Origin of the sequence: Thermogemmatispora sp., from assembly GCF_019683635.1 — a bacterium.
GTDB lineage: Bacteria > Chloroflexota > Ktedonobacteria > Ktedonobacterales > Ktedonobacteraceae > Thermogemmatispora.
Genome location: NZ_JADGIA010000042.1, coordinates 23,897 through 30,639, shown reverse-complemented (window position 1 = coordinate 30,639; position 6,743 = coordinate 23,897). Strand labels below are relative to the sequence as shown.

Sequence of the window (6,743 nt, the reverse complement as noted above, 5' to 3'; positions counted from 1 at the left end):
ACCCTGGGGTGCGTGAGCCAGCTCCAGGCCCTGTCGCGGGCGGTGAAACAGGTGTACGGGGTTGAAGCCAGTGCCGTTCGCAGAACAAGCCGGGAGAACCTTGGCGAGGCTCACGTGACCGTGCGGGGCGCAAGCCCCGGCGAGGAAGGAGGCGTAAGCCTCATGCAGCAGAGAGTGTTGGTCGTAGGAAAGGACAGGAGGCCGCTCATGCCGTGCAGTCCCGCCCGGGCCCGGATGCTTCTGAAAACGGGCCGGGCGGCGATTTTGCGGCGGTATCCGTTCACGATCATCCTCAAAGGCAGGGAAGGGGGTGAGGTTCAGCCGGTCGCGGTGAAGTGCGATCCCGGCTCGGAGACCACGGGCGTGGCCCTGGTGGCTGAGTTCGGCAGGCGGGGACGAATCGTGGTCTGGGCGGCGGAGATCCACCACCGGGGCAAGCAGGTCCAGCAGGCGCTCGCGGAACGCCGGGCTCTGCGCCGGGCCAGGAGGAACCGCAAGACGCGCTACCGCAAGCCGCGGTTCCTGAACCGGAAGCCGCAGAAATGCGACGGGTGCGGGAAGAACGCCAGGCACGGCAGCCGGTCCTGCCGGCTGTGCAAGGCGGGGAGTGGTCAAGGATTTCGGGACAAACGCCTGGCTCCTTCCTTGGAGAGCCGAGTGGGGAACGTCCTCACGTGGGTGAACCGTCTCTGCCGATATGCGCCGGTCTCTTTGATAACGGTTGAACACGTCCAATTCGACACCCAACTGCTCCAGAACCCCGACATCTCGGGTGTGGAGTACCAACAAGGCACCCTTTTCGGGTATGAGTTGCGGGAGTACCTGTTGGAGCAGTTTGGCCACCAGTGCGCGTCCTGCGGCGGGGCCTCGGGAGACACCGTGTTGAATATTGACCACGTGATCCCGAGGTCGCGAGGCGGCAGTGACCGGGTGAGCAATCTGGCGGTGGTCTGCCGGAGGTGCAACGAGGCGAAAGGGAACCGGATGCCGGAAGAATGGTTGGGAGAACTGAATGCGTCGGTCCGTCCGCTTGACGGTATCCGGGCGCAGCGTTTTCCCGAGGCGCTCAAACGGCTCAAACAGCCTCTCCAGGATGCAGCGGCAGTGAACACGGTCCGGTGGGTGATCGTGGAGCGGTTGAAGAGACTCGGTTTGCCATTGGAGTTGGGATCGGGAGGCCGGACGAAGCGCAATCGTTCGAGCCAAGGCTATCCGAAAAACCACTGGATAGACGCGGCGTGTGCGGGGGCATCGGGGGAGCGTGTGCGGCTTGACCCGGACATGCGGATGTTGCGGATTGAGGCGAAGGGGCATGGGAAGCGGCAAAGGTGCATCACGGACAAATACGGATTCCCGAAAAGTCACGCACCTTCTGCGAAGTCGTCCCTGGGGTTCCGAACGGGAGACCTGGTGCGGGCTCATATCCCGCGAGGGAAGTATGCGGGCAGGCACGTTGGACGCATTGTGATCCGGCACCGGCCGAGTTTCAGGCTCAACGGGTTCGACGTGCATCCGAAACACTTGAAGCTTGTGCAGCGAGGTGACGGATATGCGTACAGCGAGGGATAGCCCCGGCGTCTCCTCCCCACGGCTAAAGCCGGGGGCCCCCGACGCCGGGAAGGGTTGGTGGAGAGGGGCGAGGGATGGGAGGAATGGGTGAGTAACCCACACGTGGCACTGTCTCACGGTCACGGGAGACAGCACCCGAACACTGATGATGGCCTGTCCATCGTTAGGGCAGTTTCGGAGAACGGCGTTGTACTATGTCTTCCAATGCACAGTGGCAGGGTTCGCTAGCTGACCTGCCCAGTATTATCAGCAGTATTAAGCGCCTGCGCGCCTTTGGGCGGCTGACCGTGCGGAACAATACGCGTCTGGGGCTGGCTCATCTCTATTTCCGAAATGGCAGACTGGTGCATGTGATCGGAACGCGGGGCGCAGTCGATGCTGTGCTGGCGGATTTGCAGAGCTGGACGCGCGCGACGCTACGGTTTGAACGCGGTGTGACGGTCCAGAGCGAGAATGTGACGCCTGCCCATGAGCAGCGCTTTGAGCGCTGGCTCTCGCATTTGCAGGCGCGCTATAGCTCTGGGGCCGTATCACGCTCAGGGCCGGCTCCAGCCGCGCCTCCGCCTCCTGCGGCCCAGCCGCGTCCACAGGTTGTAGAGGGTCAAGTGGTGGCCCGTACCAAGGTCAATCAGCTGATCTCTCCCTGGGAGTGGCAATTGCTGGTTGAGGCCACCAGGAGGGTCTCGTTGGCCGTAGCTCAGCTGGTCGGGCCGAAGGAGGCAATGAACGTTCTGCGCGACATCATCGATGATTGTTCCGCTGCTTTCCCTGCCTTCTCTGGCCTGAGAATCTCCCCCAACGGCTACCTCTATGTGATGGATAAGTCTCACCTTGACCGGATGCCTCGTGAAGACTTGCTTGAGGGGTTCTCAGCTCTGATTGCCATCTGTCAGTATTTCTGCTCTCCTATTGTCGGCGAGGTAGAGGCTCATAAGCTGATTATTCGGGCCTTGGGAGACATCGCCCCGGCCCTCGTCAGTCTGGGGGTCTTTCAGGTCGACAACCGCCTGCTCCTTAATGGGGGCTGAGTCAGGCGAAAGGAGCGAGCCAGCCACGCCGCACCAGGCCTGCTCAACGCGGCTCGGGTTGGCGGCGTGCGCTGGTCTCTGGCTTCCTTTCCCCGCCTGACTAGCCAGGTGGACTTTCCTGGAGCCGCTCGGGGTGCTTCTTCCGCCAATAGCGCATGTAACCCTGGACCGTCATCGGATAGTTGGTCGCAAGGTCGTAGCGCTTGATGGCCTGGGGATCGCGAGCGACGCGCTCCAGCTCAGGTTGGGTCTCGGCGATGAGGTGCTCGCGGATCTCCTCTTCGCTTTTGCCTTCGCGCATGGCCTGCAAGACAATCTCGCCCCAGGCGATGAGGCGCTCACGCAGACTGGCGATGTGCCGTGTGACATCGCGCGTTGGCCCAAAGTGCCCCAGGTAGAGCACATCAGGCCGCAGACGGCTAATGCGGCTCAGGCTCTCGAACCAGGCTTCCAGATCGAGATCGGGTGGCGGCGTGGGTGGGCGCACATAATCGACATCCTGGAGACGCACGCCAGCGGCGTCCCCAGCGAAGAGTTCTCCCGAGTGGACATCGAAGAAGATAATGTGGTGAACGGCGTGTCCAGGTGTATAGTGCACCTCTAGCCGACGCCCGGCAACTGTGAGCACATTACCGTCTTCGAGGCTATGGACACGCTCGGCGGGCACGGCCTCAACCTCGCCCCACAGCGTTGGCATCTGCTCGCCGTAGATGCGGCTGGCGCTGGCGATGACTTTCGATGGGTCAACCAGGTGCGGGGCGCCCCGGCTGTGAACATAGACCTGGGCCTGCGGCAGCAGGCGGGCCAGGGTGCCTGTGGCCCCGGCGTGGTCCAGATGAATGTGGGTGAGCAGAATATGCGTAATGGCCTCGGGATCAAAACCCGCCTCGCGCAATTCGCTTAGCAGGGCTGTCACTGTACTGGTTGGCCCGGGATCAATGAGAGCCGTCTCACGCTCATCTGTGATGAGGTAGCTGCCGACGATCCCGTGTTCGCCGAGGAAAGGCAGCGAGATCTGCCATGTCCCCGGCCTTTCTTTCCGTAGGCGGACAACAGGTTGGAAGTTTGCAGACACGTAATACACCTCTCTCGTGCCGCGACGCAGGCGCTGCCCTGCGGCAACAGGCTGCTCTTGTTTTGGCTCACTCGCCTGCCGGGCGAGCTAGAGCTTCTTGGCCGAGATCGCCTTAGCCTGCGTAAACAGCAGGAGATAGTCGCGGCCCCCGGCTTTGGAGTCCGTGCCTGACATATTGAAGCCTCCGAAGGGGTGCACGCCGACCAAGGCTCCCGTGCACTTGCGGTTAAAGTAGAGATTGCCGACATGGAACTCTTCTTTGGCCCGCTGGATGCGCTCAGGGTCGCGCGTATAGACTGAACCCGTGAGGCCGTACTCGGTATCGTTGGCGATGCGCAAGGCGTCACTAAAGTCCTTCGCCCGGATGAAGGCCAGCACAGGCCCGAAAATCTCTTCCTGGGCGATGCGGGCGTGGGGATCGACGTCGGCGAAGATGGTCGGCTCGATATAGTAGCCCGGGCCGTGATGGCCACCTCCAAGGACAAGGCGCCCCTCGCCTTTGCCAATCTCGATGTAGTCAGTGATCTTTTTGAAAGCGTTGGCATCGATCACTGGCCCCATGAAGGTTTCTGGGCGCGTGACGTCGCCGACGCTGAGCTGTTTGGCCTTCTCTACTACCTTCTGCAAAACCTGATCGTAGACGCTCTCGACAATGATGGCGCGTGAGCAGGCTGAACATTTCTGGCCCTGGAAGCCGAAAGCGGAGACAACAATGCCGTTGGCGGCAGCCTCCAGATCGGCGGTTTCGTCGACGACGATCGCATCTTTACCGCCCATCTCCAGGATAGTGCGCTTGATCCAGCGCTGGCCCGGCTGAGTCTTGGCCGCCAACTCGTTGATGCGCAGGCCGACATCGCGCGAGCCGGTGAAGGCGATGAAGCGTGTCAGGGGATGGGAGACCAGGGCGTCGCCAATGCTGGAGCCGGCTCCCGTCAGGAAGTTGACAACGCCTGCCGGCAGGCCGATTTCTTCAAGGATGCGTACAAACTGGGCAGCAATAGCGGGCGAGGCGCTCGATGGTTTGAGAACCACGGTGTTGCCCGCCACAAAGGAGGCGCTGGTCATGCCAACCATGATGGCGCCGGGGAAGTTCCAGGGTGGAATGACGGCGCCGACGCCCAGCGGAATGTAGACAAGTTCATTATCTTCGTCTGGAATACGAACAAGCGGCTGTTCTTCGGCCAGGCGCAGCATCTCGCGGGCGTAGAACTCCAGGAAATCGATGGCCTCAGCGGTATCGGCATCGGCCTCGGTCCAGCTCTTGGCTACCTCATAGATCATCCAGGCATTGAAGAGAAAGCGACGCTCGCGCAGGCGGTCGGCGGCGGCGAAGAGATAGTTGGCGCGCTCGTGGGCTGGAACGCGCTTCCATTGCTCAAAAGCCTCAGCAGCGACGCGCACGGCCTGGTCAACCTGTTCGAGGGTGGCGCGCGAGAAATAGCCGATGACCTGGTCGGGTTGGGCTGGGTTGACGGAGGCGAAGGTATCGCTGTTCTGGATGTGCTGGCCGCCAATGATCAGCGGATAGGTGCGGCCTAGCTCGCTACGCACCTGAGCCAGGGCCTCTTCCTGAGCCTGGCGATTCTCAGGGCGCGAGAAGTCTGTAAGCGGCTCGTTTCTAAAAGGAGTCCGCGCACGCTCTAAAACGTGCTCTGCGGTTATGGTCATAATTGGTCACACTCCTTCGTGTTCTCAACGGGTACTTCCCCCTTTATTGTATCCCACAGAGTGGCCCGCCTGGTAGGGAAGGGGCCAGCTCTGCCGGCAGGCCGGTGGCTGGTTGGCTCGATTACTGACCGTCTGCTCGATCGGCTCAGCAGAGGGCGAGGTCGCTGGCGATCGCGATCAGAATGGTGCCAAGGCAGAGGAGCGCGACACCAGGCCAGCCGCCGTGCAGAAGGGCAATGCCAGGCAGGACCGCCCCCAGACTGCCACCGAAGTAGTAGCAGGAGAGGTAAAGAGAGGCTGCTGTCCCTTTGGCTTTGTGAGCTTGTTCGCCAAGATAGAGATTGACAGCAGGAATGGTGCAAAACATACCAAGAGCTAGTAGACCAAGACCTGTGATGACAATCGGCAAAAGAGGAATCAGAGTAACTAGGAGACCGCAACCAGCCAGGCTCATGCTGACAGCAATGGCGCGCCGTGAGCCGACACGTCCCGCCAGGCTGCCCGCAATAGGCGAGCAGAGGCCAGTTAGCCAGAGCAGATAGACCAGACCAAGCTGGACCGTTGAGAGACCGAAGTGCGGTCCGCTGAGGTAGTAAGGTAAATAGGTGAAGGTGCCAACGAAGCCAAAGAAAAGGGTGAAGCCGATGATGAAGGCTCCCACCAGGTGCCGATTGTGCAAATGGAACCAGATATCGCTCAGCGACTGACGCAGGGCGTTGCCCCCTGACTGATCACTGACGCTGTCGGAGATCACGGTTCGCTGGCGCCGGTGGAGCAGATGAGGAGCGTGCTGGGACTGCTGGCCCTGGCTGTCGGGCAGGAAGCGCCACATGGCGAGTGCGGCGATCAGGGTCGGCAGACTGAAAGAGAAGAGGGCGACCTGCCAGTTGGTGGCTGCAGTCAGAGCGGCGCTTCCGAGGCGGGCGAAGAGACCGCCGAGCGTCTGCCCGCTGACGTAGACGCCCATGGCCAGGCCACGCTCGCGCCCTCTGAACTCATCATTGACATAGGAGATGGCTACACTGGTCAATCCCGGCATGAGCAAGCCCTGCAGAGCGCGCAGACAGAGCAGAATGGTAAAATTAGGGGCAAAGGCGCATAGCAGCGTCGGCAGGGTAATGAGAAGGCTGCTGCCTACCATGACGATTTTGCGCCCGATGCGGTCGGAGAGCGGTCCGTAGAAGAGTGAGCCAATCGCGACCGCCAGGACGATGATGGAAATGGTCAGGCCCGCAGTGGGCGCATCGACTCTGAAGACCCGGCTCAGCACGGGCAAGATAGCCTGGGTGGTGTACATGTTAGCAAAGACGAAGGCAGGACCTAAGAAAAGGGCTATCAGTGCTCCGATGCGGATGTTTTGCTGCTCCGGGTGAGAAGAGAAAGAGGTCGTGCTAGACATGAAC

At 61.3% G+C, this 6,743-nt stretch carries 5 protein-coding genes; 2 read left to right on the top strand and 3 right to left on the bottom strand.

Going from position 1 to position 6,743, the window contains the following annotated elements:
* Positions 1-162: 162 nt before the first annotated feature.
* Together iscB and IRZ31_RS07070 are read left to right on the top strand one after the other, a co-directional pair.
* A complete protein-coding gene (gene iscB, locus IRZ31_RS07075) occupies positions 163-1,569 on the top strand; it encodes an RNA-guided endonuclease IscB (RefSeq protein WP_363325648.1) in 1,407 nt (468 codons plus the stop codon).
* A gap of 194 nt (positions 1,570-1,763) precedes the next feature.
* On the top strand, positions 1,764-2,597 hold the full coding sequence (locus tag IRZ31_RS07070; RefSeq protein ID WP_297151583.1) for a DUF4388 domain-containing protein: 834 nt from the start codon (positions 1,764-1,766) through the stop codon (positions 2,595-2,597).
* Positions 2,598-2,697: 100 nt separating this feature from the next.
* Here the strand turns inward: IRZ31_RS07070 and IRZ31_RS07065 are convergent, their stop codons facing one another.
* The 3 genes from IRZ31_RS07065 to IRZ31_RS07055 all read right to left on the bottom strand — a co-directional run bounded on the left by IRZ31_RS07065 (position 2,698) and on the right by IRZ31_RS07055 (position 6,739).
* The gene (locus IRZ31_RS07065) at positions 2,698-3,672 is read right to left on the bottom strand and encodes an MBL fold metallo-hydrolase (RefSeq protein WP_297151580.1); all 975 of its coding nucleotides are present in this window, start codon (positions 3,670-3,672) and stop codon (positions 2,698-2,700) included.
* An 87-nt stretch (positions 3,673-3,759) separates the two neighbouring features.
* Complete coding sequence (gene pruA / locus IRZ31_RS07060; RefSeq protein ID WP_297151577.1) at positions 3,760-5,340, bottom strand: L-glutamate gamma-semialdehyde dehydrogenase; 1,581 nt, start codon at positions 5,338-5,340, stop codon at positions 3,760-3,762.
* A gap of 145 nt (positions 5,341-5,485) precedes the next feature.
* The gene (locus tag IRZ31_RS07055; protein WP_297151575.1) at positions 5,486-6,739 is read right to left on the bottom strand and encodes an MFS transporter; all 1,254 of its coding nucleotides are present in this window, start codon (positions 6,737-6,739) and stop codon (positions 5,486-5,488) included.
* Between the last annotated feature and the right edge of the window lie 4 nt (positions 6,740-6,743).

Bases quoted from the DNA above. Each gene is read 5' to 3' on its own strand.
- IRZ31_RS07055 (WP_297151575.1), bottom strand. From the start codon at position 6,739: ATGTCTAGCACGACCTCTTTCTCTTCTCACCCGGAGCAGCAAAACATC.
- IRZ31_RS07070 (WP_297151583.1), top strand. From the start codon at position 1,764: ATGTCTTCCAATGCACAGTGGCAGGGTTCGCTAGCTGACCTGCCCAGT.
- pruA (WP_297151577.1), bottom strand. From the start codon at position 5,340: ATGACCATAACCGCAGAGCACGTTTTAGAGCGTGCGCGGACTCCTTTT.
- iscB (WP_363325648.1), top strand. From the start codon at position 163: ATGCAGCAGAGAGTGTTGGTCGTAGGAAAGGACAGGAGGCCGCTCATG.